At 67.1% G+C, this 14373-nt stretch carries 14 protein-coding genes and 2 pseudogenes; 5 read left to right on the top strand and 11 right to left on the bottom strand.

Annotated elements, in window-relative coordinates:
- Positions 1–4 precede the first annotated feature (4 nt).
- Both HK415_RS12420 and HK415_RS12415 read left to right on the top strand, forming a co-directional pair.
- Positions 5–1403 (top strand): annotated as a pseudogene (locus tag HK415_RS12420) (aspartate aminotransferase family protein).
- A gap of 282 nt (positions 1404–1685) precedes the next feature.
- The gene (locus HK415_RS12415; RefSeq protein WP_171559656.1) at positions 1686–2366 is read left to right on the top strand and encodes a hypothetical protein; all 681 of its coding nucleotides are present in this window, start codon (positions 1686–1688) and stop codon (positions 2364–2366) included.
- Between the two features lie 129 nt (positions 2367–2495).
- Here the strand turns inward: HK415_RS12415 and HK415_RS12410 are convergent, their stop codons facing one another.
- From HK415_RS12410 to HK415_RS27075, 11 genes and pseudogenes are all read right to left on the bottom strand, one after another.
- Entirely contained in the window at positions 2496–2873 is a 378-nt protein-coding gene (locus HK415_RS12410) for a hypothetical protein (protein WP_253261862.1), read from the bottom strand.
- Between the two features lie 180 nt (positions 2874–3053).
- Positions 3054–3497, bottom strand: coding sequence for a PAQR family membrane homeostasis protein TrhA (trhA, locus tag HK415_RS25085; RefSeq protein WP_373684651.1), 444 nt, complete (start codon positions 3495–3497; stop codon positions 3054–3056).
- A 314-nt stretch (positions 3498–3811) separates the two neighbouring features.
- The gene (locus HK415_RS12400) at positions 3812–4528 is read right to left on the bottom strand and encodes an RNA pseudouridine synthase (RefSeq protein ID WP_171559654.1); all 717 of its coding nucleotides are present in this window, start codon (positions 4526–4528) and stop codon (positions 3812–3814) included.
- A gap of 9 nt (positions 4529–4537) precedes the next feature.
- On the bottom strand, positions 4538–5209 hold the full coding sequence (locus tag HK415_RS12395; RefSeq protein WP_216369788.1) for a 5'-3' exonuclease: 672 nt from the start codon (positions 5207–5209) through the stop codon (positions 4538–4540).
- Positions 5191–5394 carry a hypothetical protein gene (locus HK415_RS23945; protein ID WP_216369787.1) on the bottom strand — a complete coding sequence of 68 codons (204 nt, stop codon included), beginning with the start codon at positions 5392–5394 and terminating at the stop codon, positions 5191–5193. The genes HK415_RS12395 and HK415_RS23945 overlap by 19 nt, the downstream gene beginning before the upstream one ends.
- Positions 5369–5686, bottom strand: coding sequence for a hypothetical protein (locus HK415_RS12390; protein WP_171559652.1), 318 nt, complete (start codon positions 5684–5686; stop codon positions 5369–5371). Before HK415_RS12390 ends, HK415_RS23945 begins: the two co-directional genes overlap by 26 nt.
- A 463-nt stretch (positions 5687–6149) precedes the next feature.
- Positions 6150–6392 carry a hypothetical protein gene (locus HK415_RS12385; RefSeq protein WP_171559650.1) on the bottom strand — a complete coding sequence of 81 codons (243 nt, stop codon included), beginning with the start codon at positions 6390–6392 and terminating at the stop codon, positions 6150–6152.
- A 99-nt stretch (positions 6393–6491) separates the two neighbouring features.
- Positions 6492–7055 carry a hypothetical protein gene (locus HK415_RS12380; protein ID WP_171559647.1) on the bottom strand — a complete coding sequence of 188 codons (564 nt, stop codon included), beginning with the start codon at positions 7053–7055 and terminating at the stop codon, positions 6492–6494.
- 44 nt (positions 7056–7099) lie between these two features.
- Positions 7100–8101: a hypothetical protein gene (locus HK415_RS12375; protein WP_171559643.1), complete on the bottom strand. Its 1002-nt coding sequence runs from the start codon at positions 8099–8101 to the stop codon at positions 7100–7102.
- Positions 8102–8457: 356 nt separating this feature from the next.
- A complete protein-coding gene (locus HK415_RS25080) occupies positions 8458–8604 on the bottom strand; it encodes a hypothetical protein (protein ID WP_253261861.1) in 147 nt (48 codons plus the stop codon).
- A gap of 136 nt (positions 8605–8740) precedes the next feature.
- Positions 8741–9001: pseudogene (locus HK415_RS27075) on the bottom strand (hemerythrin domain-containing protein); the annotation flags it as partial.
- A 555-nt stretch (positions 9002–9556) separates the two neighbouring features.
- On the opposite strand from HK415_RS27075, the gene HK415_RS12365 reads away from it, so the two are divergent.
- From HK415_RS12365 to HK415_RS12355, 3 genes are all read left to right on the top strand, one after another.
- Positions 9557–10414, top strand: a complete 858-nt coding sequence (locus tag HK415_RS12365) for a tetratricopeptide repeat protein (RefSeq protein ID WP_171559638.1) — start codon at positions 9557–9559, stop codon at positions 10412–10414.
- Between the two features lie 190 nt (positions 10415–10604).
- On the top strand, positions 10605–12440 hold the full coding sequence (locus HK415_RS12360) for a recombinase family protein (protein WP_171559636.1): 1836 nt from the start codon (positions 10605–10607) through the stop codon (positions 12438–12440).
- 235 nt (positions 12441–12675) lie between these two features.
- Positions 12676–14247, top strand: a complete 1572-nt coding sequence (locus HK415_RS12355) for a GmrSD restriction endonuclease domain-containing protein (protein WP_171559634.1) — start codon at positions 12676–12678, stop codon at positions 14245–14247.
- The last annotated feature ends 126 nt before the right edge of the window (positions 14248–14373 follow it).

Here is a 14373-nt window from a genome sequence, read left to right as displayed (position 1 = left end):
CTGCATGAGCACCAACCAGCCAGCCCGCACGACCAAGGAGTGGCAGGCCGCGGACGCCGCGCACTTCCTGCATCCCTTCACCGACCACCAGGCGCTCGCCACCAAGGGCGTGCGCGTGATCACCCGCGGCGAAGGCGTGTACGTGTGGGACAGCGAAGGCCAGCGCATCTTCGACGCCATCTGGGCTGTGGTGCGTCAACGTGGGCTATGGGCAGGAATCGCTGGTGGAGGCGGCCGCGGCGCAGATGCGGACGCTGGCTTACTACAACGCGTTCTTCCAGACGACCACGCCGACGGCCACCGCCCTGGCGGAGCGCATCGCCGGGCTGGCGCCGCCGCAGTTCCGCCACGTCTTCTTCACCGGCTCCGGCTCGGAAGCCAACGACACCGTCATCCGGCTGGTGCGTCGCTACTGGGACCTGGTCGGCCAGCCGGATCGCAAGGTGATCATCTCCCGGCTGAACGCGTACCACGGATCCACGCTGGCGGCCGCGTCGCTCGGCGGCATGACGTCCATGCACGCGCAGGGCGGCCTGCCCATCCCGGGGATCGTGCACATCGACCAGCCGCATTACTGGGCGCACCGCCACGGCGCGGCCAGCGGCTTGAGCCGCGAGGACTTCGGTCTGGTCGCCGCGCGCTGGCTGGAGGAGAAGATCGCGGAGGTCGGCGCCGACCGCGTGGCCGCCTTCATCGGCGAGCCGGTGCAGGGGGCGGGCGGGGTGGTGGTGCCGCCGTCCACCTACTGGCCGGAGATCCAGCGCATCTGCGACCGGCACGGCATCCTGCTCCTGAGCGACGAGGTCGTCTGCGGCTTCGGCCGCACGGGGCGGTGGTGGGGCTGCGAGACCTTCGGCACCAAGCCGGACCTGATGACGTTCGCCAAGGGCGTGACCAGCGGCTACGTGCCCCTGGGCGGCGTCATGGTGGGCGAGCGGATCGCGCGCGTGCTGATCGAGCAGGGCGGCGAGTTCGAACACGGCTACACCTATTCGGGCCACCCGGTGGCCTGCGCCGTGGGCCTCGCGAACCTGGACCTGATCGAACGGCTGGGACTGGTGGACCGGGTGCGCGAGGACACCGGCCCCTACCTGGCGCAGCGCGTCGCCGAGTTGATGGACCACCCGATGGTGGGCGAGGTGCAGAGCTGCGGCCTGATGGCGGCCGTGCAGCTGTGCCGCGACGTGGCGCTGAAGGAGGCCTTCGCGCCGGACATCGCCATCGGCATGGTGTGCCGCAAGCACTGCTTCGACAACGGCCTGGTGATGCGCGCGGTCGGCGACCGCATGATCGTCGCGCCGCCCTTGATCGTCACGCGCGCGCAGGTCGACGAGATGATGGGGCTGGTCCTGCAGGCGCTGGATCGCACCCTGGCCGAGGCGCGGGCGGCAGGGTGGATCTAGCCGCCGCGCCAGGCTGAATCGGCGTACGCCATCCTCGGGCCGCTTCCCACCGCCGGGCAGCGGCCTTCCTACGCGAAGTGCCAATGGCCGCGCACTCGGGTCGCACGGCAAGCCCCTAAGCTGGAAAGCAACACAGAGGGGCTCCATGCAAGACCATGCGCAGCGCAAGCGCGCCGGACTCCATCGTTGGCAAGGTGTGGCAGGCGTCATCGCAGTCGCCTTGCCGGTGGCTGCCGGCATCGCGATCTGGCAGCAGCACGAGCGCGCGGCACCCCTTCGCCTGTGCCGCAAACCAGCGTTCCCCTGCCTCAGCTGCGGCTGGCGGACTTCCAGGCCCGCACGCCGTCCCCCGACGCACGCCTGCTCGCCAACTGGGTGGCCGCCACCGGGGACAACGGCAGCCGCGCCTTCATGGTGGTCGACAAGAAGGAGTCACAGGTGTACGTGTTCACGCCCGATGCGCGGCTGAAGGACAGTTCGCCCGTGCTGCTCGGCCAGGCGCGCGGCGACGACATCGTGCCCGGTTCGGGTCCCAAGACCCCCGCCGAGATGAAGCCCGAAGAGAAGACCACCCCCGCGGGCCGCTTCGTGGCCGAGCCGGGCGTCAACGCCGATGACGAGGACGTGATCTGGGTGGATTTCGAGAACGCGATCTCGATGCACCGCGTGCGGCCGGCCGTGGCCAGGGAGCACCGCGTGGAGCGCCTCGCCAGCGCCGCGCCCGGCGACAACCGCATTTCCTTCGGCTGCATCAACCTGCCCGTGCCGTTCTACGAGAACGTGGCCAGGCCCGCGGCCGTCGAATACGGCGCGATCGTCTATGTGCTTCCGGAAGTGAAGACGCTGCAGCAGGTGTTCGGCGCGTACGACGTCACCGATCCGGCCCAGGTCGCTGCCGCGCAGCAGGGCCGCGCGGCAGGCGAGGGAGTGCGCGCGGCAGCTCCCTCGGGGATGAGCGCCTAGCCTAGCGGCCGTCGCCGTCGGCGTCGCCCGGCAGCTTGCGCTCGACACGGTGCCACGCGTCACGCGTGGCGTGCTTCGCGTTTTCCCACTCCAGCGAGGAGCGGCCGCGCGCGTTGCGCCAGTCGCGGCTCAGCTCGGGCTCGACCTCGTCGAACGAGCGGCCCGGATACTTGAGTACGACTCCACGCCGTAGCGGTAGGCGGGCGAGTACTCGTCGTACTGCGCGCCGCTTTGCACATAGGGCCGGCTGGAATAGTTGTCGCGCCAGTAGGCGTCCTCGGCCGCGGGGTCCGCAGCCTTGGCCACGCCCTTGCCGGCCAGGGCGCCGGCCACTGCGCCGACGGCCGCACCGACGGCCGCACCCACGGGCCCGGTCATGCCGCCCACTGCCGCACCGGCGGCCGCGCCGCCGGCCACGCCGCCGGCCACGCCGCCCACCACGGCCCCGACGCCCTTGGCGGCGGGATGGTCCTTGTCGGCAGGCAGGTCGCGTTTGTGATCACTCATGGAAGCTCCTTGGATTTGAGGCTGGGCACTCCCTGGACTGCGAAGCCCACGTGCGCACAGCTGGTTGGGGGAGTCCTTACGGTAGAACCTGGCAGGCCTGCATGGCCCTGCCGGTGCGCTCACGACGGCGCAGGCCATCGCCTGTCGCACCTGTCGGCGGGCACCGACACGCCGCGGTGATCAAGCGGCGACGTACTTGAGGATCGCGAGGAAGTGGCAGCCGCTGGCCAGCAGCACCAGCAGGTGCCAGATGAAGTGGCCGTAGGGGATGCGGTCGTCGAAGTGGAAGACCACGGCGCCCAGCGTGTACAGCATGCCGCCGGAGAGGATCAGCGTCAGGCCCTCCATCGGCATGCTGTTCATGAGCGGCTTGAGGATGAAGACCGACAGCCAGCCCAGGCCCAGGTAGACGGCGGTGGACAGAACGGGGTGCGTCAGCCGGTTGGCGCACTTGGCCACGGTGCCGGCGGTGGCGACCAGCCACACGAGCGCGAGGATCCAGTAGCCGCCTTCGTCGGCGATGCTGCCCAGCATGAAGGGGGTGTAGGAACCGGCGATGAACAGGAAGATGGCCGCGTGATCGAGCCGGCGCAGCAGCGCCTTGGTGTGGCCGGGGGAATCCAGTGGTAGGCGGCGGAGATGGAGAACAGCAGGATCATCGAGCCGCAGTACACGGCGGCTGCCAGGGCCTGGAGGGTGCCGGCGTCCAGCGCCTTGCCAATCAGTTGCGGGCTGAAGATCGCCGCGAGCAGGGCACCGAGGCCGTGGCTCAGCGAGTTGGCGACTTCTTCGCTCGGTGACTGCGGTCTGCAGACGGTCTGGCTGGCTGCTTGGGCCATGGTTGTCTCCCTATGGCTGCATCCTTGCAGCGCGCCGGGGCCCGACCTGTCAGCCGCGCCAGCCGGCGCGGGTCGGAGAAAGCCCGGACAGGAGAAGCCCTAGAAGCGTTCGCCCGTAGGGAGATAGCGCCACTGGCCTGTAGGCAGGCTTCCCATCGCCACCCGGCCGATGCGGATGCGGCGGATGGCCACCACGCGCAGGCCCACGCGCTCGCACATCGCGGGGACCCACTCGGCGGCCAGGCCCTTGCCCGCGAAACGCAGGCGCGTCTCGCTTTGCCAGCTCACGCGCGCGGGCGGCAGCGGCCGGTCGTCGATGACCAGGCCGCGGGCCAGGCGCGCCAGGCCGTCCGCCGCGATGGTGCCCGTGACCTCCACCACCAGCTCCTGCTCCACCAGGCGCGCGTCCTCGGTGAGCTTGCGCACGACGCCGCGGTCCTGGCTGAAGATGGCCAGCCCGCTCGCCGGCTGCGGCAGGGCGAGCAGCGGCACCAGGCCGACGCCATGGCTCTTGACGCGCCGGATGCCGGAGGCGTCGCCGCTCCAGTGCGTGCCTGCAGCAATAAGCTCCTGCGCCTGCGCGGTGCCCATGCCGGCCGGCTTGTGGACCAGGAAGGTGGCCGGAGCGACGGGTTGCAGGCGCGCCTTCGGATCGACCTCCACGCGCTGTTCGCCGCCCACGCGGAACTGCGGTTCCTCCACGCGCGTGCCGTCCACGCGCACCCAGCCTTCCGCGATGTACTGCTCCGCCTCGCGGCGCGAACAGGGCACGAGGGCGGCGACGACCTTCGACAGGCGCAAGGGTTCTTCAGGCACGCGGGCAGTCTACTTGCTCGCCCGTGCCTGCAGGCAACGCTGCAGGAGCTGCGGCGTGCCGATGCGCCCGGTCCACGCCTCGAACGCATCGGTGGGACCGCGCCAGCGCAGCGCATCGACATCGGTGAACAGCCTGGCGTCGGTGCGCAGCGTCGCCAGGCGCTTGAACAGCTTCGCGTCTTCCAGCTGGTCACCGAGCACGTTCGGCGGGAAGGATTCGATCGGCCCATGCTGGTTCAGGAGGCGGGCCGCACCCACCGGGCCGATGCCCTTGATGCCCGGGTAGCCGTCGGCGGCGTCGCCGACCAGGGCGAGGAAGTCGGGAATCAGGTCGGGCTCCACGCCGAACTTGCGGCGGATGTCGGCCGCGCCGCGGATCGCCTTCGCCTTGCGATCGACCTGCAGCACGCGGTCGCCGCGCACGCACTGCGCCAGGTCCTTGTCGGGCGTCCAGACCAGGACCTTCTCCACCCGCGGGTCTTCGCAGGCGAGCCTGGCGGCCGAGGCCAGCGCGTCGTCCGCCTCCAGTTCGACCATGGGCCACACCGCCACGCCCATCGCGGCCAGCCCTTCCTCCAGCGGATGGAACTGGGCCAGCAGCGCCGGCTCGATGCCGGCACCGGTCTTGTAGCCGGGCCACAGGCGGTTGCGGAAGGACTCGATCACTTGGTCGGTGGCCACGCCGACGTGCGTGGAGCCGCGCTCGACCAGCTCAGCACGCCATTCAACACGCCTGCCACGGCACCGAAGGGGCGGTCCTCGCCCTTGGTGAAGCGGCGCAGGCCGTAGAAGTGGCGGAACAGTTCGTAGGTGCCGTCGACCAGGTCGACGACGATGCGCTCAGCGGGGGCCGCGGCTGATGCCATCGATCACCAGCTTCGATTGGGCGGCGATCAGCACCACCTCGCCGCCCAGTTGCACGTAGCGGTGACCTTCGGGCAGTTCCGGCAGGCTGGCCAGCACGCCGGCCGGCACCGCGGCCAGCGGCACGCCGCGCGGCACCGGCTCGCCGATGCGCCAGTGCGCCGTGGCGCCGGAGGCCGGATGCTCCTGGTAGTACTGCCGCACCGCGGTGCGGTGCCGCTCGCCGAAGTAGGCGCCCGGCCCGAGCGCCTTGCGCGCGAAGTGGGTGCCCTGGCCGACGTTGTCGCCGCGCACGCGCGGAGCGGCGCGGTTGTCGATGGCTTGCCGCGCGGGCCGCTGCGCGGCGGGAGCGCGCTGGGCCAGGAGGCCGCCTGCGACCTGGAGGCAGTTGCCGGCTTGCGCGCGGCCTTGGGGGACTCGGGTCGCCGCGCCGTGGCTTCCTTCGCCCGTTCGGGCTTCGCCACTTTCGCCTTGGCGGGCCGCGACGGCTTGATCTGGTCGAGAGGCCGGCCCAGCACGGCCGGAGGGATGGGGTCGGTGAAGGGCGTTTCGGCCTGGGCGGCCAGGGAGAACTGCGCGCCGAGGAGCAGCACGCCGGTCAGGAGCGGCAAGCGGAACAGCGCAATCATGGTGGTTCGTCGTGGGGAAAGCGGCCGACATGCACTGTGAGGTCAGCCGTGGCGAGCCGCGTGTCCGCCCGCATCCGTTCCGGAGGTCGGACTCCGCCGACTGCCGCGAGACCTGTGGCGCCCGCCCCTTATTCGAGCGGCCCGGGCCGGGAGTTGCGCGCTTCGTCGAGGTAGGGCGCGACGCTGTCCGCGCCGCTGCCGCTGCGATGGCCGGGCGGCGGCTTGGGCGCACCGTCCCCGCGCTGCTGCCCGTCGGTGCCTGCCATCTTGTGCAGGAGCCTTTGCAGCAACTTGCTGGTGCCGCCCCCTTGCGGGTCGGAACCGGTGTCGTCCGCCCGGGCGCGCGACTCGTATTTGTTCCGGGTGCTCATCTGCCGCAAAGTAGAAGCCTGCCGCGTTCGGCAAACAAGACGGCGGGTGCAACACGGGTAACCGGCTTCGCGGCACGGAATATTGAACGGATGAGGTGATCACACTGGCCGCTGCGCGGTCACCGGGACTGCGCAGCGGCGCTGCGGGCTAGCGGCGCATGCCTTCCATGGGCTCGACCGGCGCCGTGGAGCCCGCCGGGGATAGAGCGTTCCGGAGGCCGTGCCTTCCACGAACAACAGGCGGCCGACGATGAAGTCATTCCGCGTGAGGAGCGTGAAGTTCCCGGTGGCGTCGAACGAGCCGAAGCCGCTGCAATCCAGCGAGAAGTTGCTCTTGTCCTCCAGGCAGAACGCCCCCAGGCCCTGCGGCGACGGGAAGATGGAAAGCGTCATCGTGTCCTGCGCATCCAGCGTCCCGGCGACGCCCAGCACCCACTGCCCCTGGAAGGACGCGGGGGTGGTCGCCAGCGGCACGGCGGGGTCCACCGCCGGCAGGCCGAGTTGCGCGCTCAGCGCGTTCAGGCCCGTGAGGTTCAGGCGGCCGGTGCTGGTGACCACCGGCTTGTTCTGGTAGGCAATGAACACCTTGCCCCCGCGCTCCACGAACAGCGGGGCCCAGGCGAGGGCCGCGACTTGCGGAGGCGGCGTGCCCAGGCGCATCACGCGGCCGTCCCCGAGGGTCTCGATGGTGTACGTGCTGGTGCCGATTACGTTGCAGTTGCGCGTGGACCCGTCGAAGCGGTGCTGGCAGGCGTAGAAGTTGACCGCGTTGCCGCCCGGGAAGGCCGCCCGCAGCAGCGTGCCGCCGGTGTAGTACGGGCCCGGCGGAAGGGGGAGGGCAGGAAGGCCACCGGCACCGTCGCCTGGGTCCACCACTCGTTGCGCGGTCCGGTCAGCGCATCGGGCGCGAAGACGCAGGGAATGCCGCGGTGCGACTGCACCATGCTTTCCAGCGAGGTGGAGTAGGTCGTGTAGCTGCCCAGCGGGGCGCTGGCGCTGATGGACCGGCAGGTCGCGGGATCGGCCGCGGCGAGCTCGGGCTTAGGGTCGCGCACGGTGTTGCCCAAGCCGGGGTAGTAGGAGACGGCGGCCTGCGTGGAGGTGTTGGTCTGCGTCACCAGCATGCTGCCCGTGGGGAAGGTCGCAGTACCCAGCACCGAGGTGTTCGGGATGAACACGTTGGTGGCGCCGGCGCTGCGCATCGACTGGTAGACCTCCAGCATGGTCTTGCCTTCGATGCTGAAGAAGTTGCGGTGCGAGGTGCCCAGCTCGTAGCCGTCGCAGTAGTTGTATTGGCTGAGGCCGTCGGCGTCGGTCGGCGTGCTCGCGATCTCGTGGTTCAGCGCGCAGTGGATCCAGGCGCTGCCGTTCCAGTGCACGTCGCTCTGGCGGGAAGGCTCGTTCCCGAAGCTCCAGGTGGCGTGCTGGCCGGCGGTCATGCGCTCGCGGCGATCCCAGGTGCGGATCCAGCCGTCGGCGTCCGGGATCGACTGGGTGGCCGACGTGGACAGCACGCGGCGGAACCAGGAATCCGGCCCGTTGTAGGTGAGGCTCACCATGCTGGCGGCGGCCTCGCCGGCCGTCGGCCGGTTCGACTGCGCCACTTCGATCAGGTGCGCAAGCTTCGTCAGGTCGAGGCCCTTGCCGCGTTCCGTGAGGTCGGTGGCGACTTCCCGCACCTGCGCGCCGTGGTTCTGGTCGGCCCGCACGTTGCGGCTCTGCGCGCCCAGGGCCGCATCGCTGCCGCCGTCTCCGCCGCTGCCACCACCGCCGCCGCAGCTTGCCAGCCAGCGCCGCCGCGCCCAGCGCCAGCGGAGCGACCTTCATCCAGGTTGCAATCGTCATCGTCGTTGTCCTCCAGGCGTGCGACGGCGATGGGTGAATTGGTTGGAATGCAAGTGCCGCCGCGGGCGAGATCATCACGGGGCGAAGCGTCGATAACCACCCTCCGAATGGGGGAAGGGATTGCCCGAATGCTGCCTCGCAGGGAGGCCGTTAGAACGCGCTCCCGCGTACCTCGAAAGTTCGCGGGACGTTCGCGGGCAGGGCGCGAACAGGTGAAGTCCTAGACCGTGGCAGCCGCCCGCCGGCTCTCGTGCAGCGACCGCCCCAGCGTCGCCATCACTTCGCTCTCGCGTCCCAGGATCTTCTGCGCCAGGGGCAGGAAGTGTTCTTCCTCGAAATGCGCGTGCGCGAAGAAGTGCTGCACCATGTCCTCGATCAGCGGGGCGTCGAGCTCGGCACACTGGCCGCTGGCCACGGCCTCCACCGCCGGCTTCAGTGCCGACGCGCGCCTCCATGTCCCGGTGCTCGCGAACGAGCTGTGCCACCATCGCGCGGACCTCGTCCAGTTCAGGACCGGGGTGCGCGGCGCGCAGGACCGCGGGGAACAACTCGCGCTCCTCCTCGGCATGGTGCACGGTCACGCCGTCGCGGAACATCTTCAGGAGGTCCTTGGCCATGGCACGCGCCTTGGCCGCGGCCGTGACGAGTTCCGGCAGGTAGAGCGCGGAGTGCAGTTGCGCCACGAAGTCATGGTGGCACTCGGAGAAATCCGCGAGCGAACCGTCGATGTGATGGACGGGGTCGGATGCATCGGTGTACGCCATACAGCTCCTTCAACGATCTGGTCTTTCTGAGGGTCAATCTAGTCCCGGCCGCGCCGGGCCGGTTGACATGGATCAGTTGGGAACGATGAACCGTCCTCCACCCCCAGGCGAACGATGAACGTGCCAAGTATTTCTCCTGGCGCGCCAGCGGCCTTGCAGAGGGGGCAGCGGCCAAACAGGCGGAAGGCGCCTGGCAATAAGTCGCAAGAACACGCGAGTGCGCCACATTGACGGCGCCCCGCCGGGTTCGTCCAATGGGCACATTGTGGCCATGGCGCGCGAAAGCATGAACGCTCCCTCCCCGTCCCCCGCGGCCGCGCACCTGCAACGCTTGAGCGGCTACCTGGAACAGGACCCCACCAACCCCGCGCTGCTGGCCGATGCCTGCGAGTCGGCGATCGCCTGCGGGCAGCACGAGCAGGCGGAGGGCTACATCGTCGCCGCGCAAGGACTGAAGCTGGACCGGCGCGAATGGACGTTCCGGCGCGCCCGCCTGTGCATCGCCCGCCGCCACCTCGACGAAGCCGCGGCCCTGCTCGAACACCTGCGCGCCGAATGGGGTCGCATCCGACGGTGTCGCACGACCTCGCCTACGTGCGGCTGCTGCAAGGAAATCCCCAAGCCACCTTCGACCTGCTGCAGCCGTGGATGCAGGACGCCGCCGTGGCGGCGCAGTGGCCCGCCCACCATCGCGAGCCGATGCAGGTGCTCTGGCTGCGCGCCTGCCACCGGCTGGGCCTGCTGGAGGAGGCGTCGGCCTGGGTGCAGCAGGAACGCGATGCCGGCGTACTGGAGGCCGCCGCCAGCGGCGTGGCAGGCCTGATCGCGCTGGACCTCGACGACCTCCCGGCCGCGCGGATGCTCGCCGATGCGGCGCTGGCAGTGGATGCCGGTCAGCTGGAAGCGCTGGTCGCCCGCGGCAGCGTGGCGCTGGCCGAGGGCGACCAGCGCGGCGCCAGGAAGTGGCTGCAGGCCGCGCTGAAGCACCATCCCCACGACGGCCGGACCTGGTCGGCCCTGGGCATGGCCAGCATGATGGAAGCCAACTTCCTGGCGGCGCAGCAGCACCTGCAGCGCGCGGTGCAGGCCATGCCGGAGCACGTGGAGACCTGGCACGCGCTGGGCTGGGCGCACCTGATGCGCGGGGAAGGGGAGGCGGCGGCATCGGCCTTCCGCTCCGCGCTGGAACTCGATGCGCAGGATGCTGATACGCATGGCGCGCTGGCGGTGGTGCTGCAGCTGTCGGGGGATCACGCGAAGGCGCAGCACCACCTGCAGGAGGCCGAGCGGCTGGACGCCGAGAGCGTTACGGCGGCGTGCGCCCGGGCAGTGCTCTCGGGCGAAGTGCGCGATCCGGGGAAGCTCGAAGCGGTGATGCAGCAGGCCCTGTCCCGCTGGAAGCCGCGTCCCTAGCGGATTTCAGAGTGTGTTGGTGGGGATGCGGCAATTTTCCCGCGCTTCGACTGATTCATAAGCAAGTGGTGCCCAGGCTTCCCCGTCCGAAGGCCGAGTGATCGCCAAGAGCCGCGTGCTAGTCAGACTCCGGACGAACGACGTGACAGGCTTCACACCCAAACCGGCGGGGCTTCCGCATCATCCAGTGATGGCCCGTGTGATCCACTTTCCGAAGACGTATCGCCAAACTGCGTTTCGTGAACCAACGTTGCGCGAAATATTGGTCAGCCGGGGAATTGAGCCTACCGGGGAGGAACGCCGGCGCAAGGCACGCGAACGCGCGGCGCGACAGAGGGCAGCGGAATCACTCGAAAAGACGCATGACTTTACCCCTAAACAAGACCGCCGACGCGTGCCTGGTATACCCAGAGCACCGTTTGATTGCGCAGTGGACAAGTCATCCAGTGCTGCGCAGTACATCCGAATGTCTACGGATTCACAGGATCTCTCCCCGGAAATCCAAACAAAGGCCATGTCGGAGTACGCAATCAGGAACGGATTCACTATCGTGGAGACGTATCTGGACGCGGGAAGGAGTGGCCTCACGCTCGAGGGTCGTCCTGCGATGAAGAGACTGCTTGGTGACGTTGCAGAGGACCAGTGTCCCTTCGCAGTTCTATTGGTTTACGACATTAGTCGTTGGGGCCGGTTTCAGGACACGGACGCATCTGCATACTACGAGTACCACTGCCGCATGCACGGTGTGCAGGTGCGTTACGTACAAGAACTTTTCCCGGCAAGTAATACGCCACTCGGAAGTTTGCTGAAGAACCTGAAGCGTGCCATGGCGGCCGAGTACAGCCGAGAGCTCGGGTTGAAAACCAGAGCCGGGCATAGGGCCGCCTTGGATGAAGGCTTTCATTTGGGGAGCCTTCCCTGTCTTGGAATAGGCCGAGTGGCTATCTCGAAGCAGAGGAATTCCGAGCGGCCATTGGCACCCAACGAGCACAAGGCGGCCAGCCGCGAGCACGTGAAGTGGATCCGCGGCCCTATAGACGAAGTGTCGCTGGTCCGGCGCATCTTTCATTTGTACACGACGACAGAAATGTCGGTCTACAAGCTGTCGCAAGTGCTCAGGAACGAAGGCGTTACAGATTCTCGTGGCAAACTGATAACGCCCTGGATGCTGTATAGCCTCCTCTCCTGCGAAGCACTGATCGGAAACTTCGTTTGGGGTCGAGAGAGCCATGGGCGGCGACGAGCCGAAGGCGAGCCAGATTTCTTGCGCGTGCGCGGGTGCATTGAACCAATCGTAAGTCTTGATGTGTGGGAAGCGGCGAAAGCAAAGCGAGCCAAGAGGGCCGGGACGATTCGAAGCAAGCAGGAACTGCTTGCTTTCCTTGGCGAGCAAGTGAGTAGGAACCCGAAATTCACCGCCTTCGATCTGAAGTCTTGTAACGGACCGAGTTGGCAAACATACGTAAAACACTTCGGGTCCTTCGCCGCTGCACTTGCATGTCTCGGCCTCCAACCCGCAAAGCTAGATTCGGATGACTATGCCGAGAGGCGGAAGGCCCGCCGACTGGGGCGCCACTTTCGTGAAGTCGCAGAACACACGCTCCGGAGCAATGGTGTGGAGTGTGTAGCGCCGAGGCGTTGCGGCCACCTCGTGATCGTGAATGGGGAGGCCAGAGTACGCATTCAAGTGATCTGGCGCGCCCTGCGGTACGGTCGACTGCAATGGTCATTGAGAAAGGTGTACCGTGAAGTTTTCGACTACGTGCTTGTCGTGCGGCTCAATCGTGACGACACACCGTTCGACTCGATACTTGTGGCCAGAGACGAGTACTTCGCGTTTCCCCTTTGGTTTCAGGATGACACGCCCGGTGCTTCCTTTGAGCGCAAGAGAACGGCGCAGGACGTTGCGGCGACATTCGCCCGATTAGGCGCGTTTCCGCCCCTGATTCGCTCCCGTGCTAAGGCTGCAGCACTAGGGTTAGCGCGGCAGGCCGCGGTGCGTCACGTGTCTGCGGACGGCAATTGATGTCCGCTTTGGGTTGCGGGAGCAGCCGTCACGCTGCTACTGCGCCGGTAGAACCTTTCAGGCCCGATGCACCGTCGGTGAATGACCGCTTCAGACTGGTTGTTGACCTTCGTGCTGAACGCGCAGATGGCCGTGCCGGCGCGAGCGGTCACCCTCCGCAGTGGGCGGCGTACCATGGTTTGAGGACTCCTTCGGCTAAGCTCTGCGGATCAACACCCCACAAGGAGGGAAAGCCATGGCAGGAGCTCATAAGATTGCACCGTCAAACCCGCGCCTCTCGTCGCTGCTTTCCGACGTGGCGAAGGGGAACATCAAGATTCCAGTCTTCCAGCGTGAATACGTCTGGGATGACGAGCAGATCATGAGCCTGCTCGACTCGATCTACCGCGGTTTCCCAGTTGGCTCCCTGTTACTGTGGTCAACCAAGGAGGCGCTCAAGCATGAGCGCAACGTGGGCGGCTTCGAGCTGCCGAAGACGCCGGAGGATTACCCCGTTAACTATGTCCTCGACGGTCAGCAGCGCCTGACCACCCTCTACGGTGTCTTCAACTCGGACGCCAAGACCTCTGACCCTGAGCTGGCCGATCGGTTCAACGTGTGCTTCGTGCCTTCCACCGAGGAGTTTATCCACTACGCTGAGGCTGACCCGAAAGCTTCGATCAACCTACGTGTCATCCTCGACACCACGAAGCTCCTTCCCGAGATGACGCGCTTCGACGACGCCATGAAGACGGTGATCGCAAATCTCACCGAGCGCTTCAAGGACTACGAGTTCCCGGTCGTCACCATCAAGGATCGCACCAACCAAGAGGTCTGTCGGGTGTTTCAGCGGATCAACTCGTCAGGGACGAGCCTCAGCACTCTCGAACTGCTGGCGGCCTGGACTTGGTCGGATCAGTTTGATCTTAGGAAGGAAATTGAGGCAGTTCTCGACAAGTTGGCTGACAAGGGGTACGACCAACTTGATGAGGGGCTGCTCATGCGCAGCCTCGCGGCTGTGGTGCTGAACAGCATCGAGGCCGATGCGTTAGTGGACACGCCGCCGCAGAACTTGATTGACGGCATGCTGCGCTTGAAGCAGGCGATCTTCGCCACCGTGGATTTTCTGGAGAAGGAGTTGCAGATCAAGAACGTGGTCTTCATCCCCTTCCCAATCATGTTCGTTCCGCTTGTGAAGTTCTTCTCCCTGACACTGAAGCCGAACGCGGCGCAGATGGCGGGGCTCAAGCGCTGGTTCTGGTTTGTGTCCTTCACGCAGCGCTACAAGGCGGGTACCAATGTCGCGGTCATGGAAGACATCGGCGCGATGCACGCCCTGGCGAACGGCAAGCCGGTGTTCGACGCGCTCGACGCTGAGGTCCACCCCAACCTTTTCATGAAGACGTGGCGAATCAATTCGACCGTCGCGAAGGCCACCATCTGTCTCCTCGCCCAATACGCGCCGCGCAGCTTCCTGTCGAACAGTCTGGTGGACCTAAGCACCGCCATGTCCGCGTACAACGCGCGCGAGTTCCATCACGTGTACCCGAAGGCATTTCTGAACTCTCAAGGTATCAAGTTCAACGAGTCCAACATCATCGCCAACGTCTGCTTCCTTAGTCAGGCCGACAACCGCGCGATCAGCGACTCGTCACCCGCAGACTACATGCCCAAGATCGACGCCGCGCTTCGCCCCTCGATTGCTGCTTCGTCCCTGCTGCCGGTCGCTTCGATGGACGGTTCGATGAGCTACGCGGACTTCATCGGAACGCGCGCAGGGATGTTGGCAGAAGCAGCGCGTAAGCTCATCAAGACCGCGGCGATCTGAAGTCCATCAACCGGCTGCTGCAGGGGTGTTCCTGTGCTTGCGCGGGCGCGGTCCTCATCACGGCGCGGCACTTGACGGAGTTCAATCAACGCCGCGTCAGCGTTCCAGCGAGAGCCTTCGGCCGAG

The sequence above is a fragment of the Ramlibacter montanisoli genome (assembly GCF_013087525.1).
GTDB lineage: Bacteria > Pseudomonadota > Gammaproteobacteria > Burkholderiales > Burkholderiaceae_C > Ramlibacter > Ramlibacter montanisoli.
This window is presented reverse-complemented; position numbering and strand designations above follow the sequence as displayed.